1 protein-coding gene is annotated in these 570 nt (G+C 61.8%); it reads left to right on the plus strand.

The features are described from left to right. Nucleotides 1-32: 32 nt before the first annotated feature. A partial coding sequence (locus tag FEF26_RS15550) for a transposase (RefSeq protein ID WP_166433080.1) occupies nt 33-570 on the plus strand: 538 nt, incomplete at its 3' end.

A 570-nucleotide genomic window follows, 5' to 3' on the forward strand; every position in this document is an offset into this window, starting at 1 on the left:
TTCCGGTGCCCGCCGCTGGGGATGGAGCGCCGATGGTGTTCGTCGATATTGATGACACCGTCATCGAGGTCTTCTCCGCGAAGAAGCAAGGAGCGGGCTTCGGGTACAACAGCACCCGAGGGCTGAATGGGCTGCTGGTCACTGCCGCCACCGCAGAATCGGCTCCGGTGATCATCGGTCAGCAGCTACGCAAAGGAGCCTCCCACTCAGCACGAGGTGCGGACAAAGTCCTCGCTGATGCCCTCGGCGCGTTGAAGCGGATCCCCGGCCAGGATGCTCCGGTGGTGGTCCGTGCTGATTCGGCTTACTACGGGGCAAAGGTCGCCGCCGCAGCCCTGCGGGCCGGGGCCGATATCTCTGTCACTGTGCGCCTGGATCAGAAGATCAAGAAGACCATCGCCACCGTTGAGGACCAGGCGTGGAAGAAGATCAAGTACAAGGATGCGATCTTCGATGAGGCCACCGGCACCTGGGTCTCTGAGGCTGAGGTCGCTGAAGTTCCTTTCACCGCCTTCTCATCGAAGAGTGAAGACCAGCAGGTCACTGGTCGGCTCATCGTGCGTCGGGTAC

The organism is Nesterenkonia salmonea (assembly GCF_005771525.1).
Taxonomy (GTDB): domain Bacteria; phylum Actinomycetota; class Actinomycetes; order Actinomycetales; family Micrococcaceae; genus Nesterenkonia; species Nesterenkonia salmonea.